We start from the raw sequence: 1035 nt of genomic DNA on the forward strand, positions 1-1035 counted from the left end.
ATCGGAAGGAGGCACCGTGGCCGGTGCATTCGAAGCCAGTAATGAGCTCATCCAGGCCAAGGCCCAGGAGTTCCAGAAGACCCACGACATGCTCATGCACTCCATCGCCGATCTGAAGCGCGACGAGGACGATATGGTCGCCGGCTCGAATTGGCGGGGCGGCGCGGCCGACGCGTTCAACGCGTTCATGCGGCGCTACTACTTCCAGGCCGACAAGCTCAACGACAAGCTCATGCACACCGCCGAGACACTGATCAAGGTCGGCTCGAATTACGAAGAGCACGACAAGGATTACGAATCCAAGGTCAACGCCCAGATCACGAGCCTCGACCTCCCGGCTGTCTAGCCACTCGGCCACCCCTCGTTCTTTCCGGACAATTGGCAAAGGAGTTCACCATGGCAGCAGTCGACGGCCAGATCATCTCCGCCCATTTCGAGGGCGTCGCTGACGGCGCGAATTCGATTCTCCGCCGCGCGGAGGCCATCCGCGACCAGCTCGAGGCCTTCCACCGCACCGTGGAGGAGTTCGTGCGGAACAACTGGAAGGGTGACGCCAACGACGCGTTCGCCGACCTCCAGCGCCTGTGGAACCAGCACGTCCTCCAGCTCAACACCACCTTGAACGGCGCGGCCACCCTGGTCCGCACCGGCAATGCCGAACTCCAGGCCAAGGACACCGCCCTCGCGGGCCTCTTCTGAGAATTCACAACACTTTCCGGAGAGCGGGCCCGGGCCGTGCGCCCGGGCCCGCTCTCCGTGATCACGGCTCCGCGAGTGGCAGCCAGTCGGTTTGGATGAGGCCCTCGCCCGCGCGGGTGCCGTAGGTGCCGCGGCCCGGGGGCATCAGGACGGGGCGGGTGTTGCCGAAGAGGACGCCCTCGTCGCGGCCGCAGCTCATGATCAGGGACGCGGAGTTGAGTTCCTTGAGGCGGTTGAGGGTGGCCTCGTACATGGCCCGGCCCGCACCGCCGGAGCGGCGGGCCAGGATCAGGTGGAAGCCGAGATCGCGGGCGTGCGCGAGGTGGTCGACCAAGG

Annotated in this window: 3 protein-coding genes; 2 read left to right on the plus strand and 1 reads right to left on the minus strand. The window is 65.7% G+C overall.

The genetic code is table 11. From position 1 onward, the window contains the following. Together ACIRS4_RS39195 and ACIRS4_RS39200 are read left to right on the plus strand one after the other, a co-directional pair. Window positions 1-346, plus strand: a 346-nt coding sequence (locus ACIRS4_RS39195) for a WXG100 family type VII secretion target (protein ID WP_404205207.1), incomplete at its 5' end; no start/stop codon positions are given. A gap of 50 nt (window positions 347-396) precedes the next feature. Further along, entirely contained in the window at window positions 397-699 is a 303-nt protein-coding gene (locus tag ACIRS4_RS39200) for a WXG100 family type VII secretion target (protein ID WP_379276447.1), read from the plus strand. A gap of 61 nt (window positions 700-760) precedes the next feature. Here the strand turns inward: ACIRS4_RS39200 and ACIRS4_RS39205 are convergent. After that, window positions 761-1035, minus strand: a 275-nt coding sequence (locus ACIRS4_RS39205; RefSeq protein ID WP_404205209.1) for a hypothetical protein, incomplete at its 5' end; no start/stop codon positions are given.

The organism is Streptomyces sp. NPDC101166, from assembly GCF_044768125.1.
GTDB lineage: Bacteria > Actinomycetota > Actinomycetes > Streptomycetales > Streptomycetaceae > Streptomyces.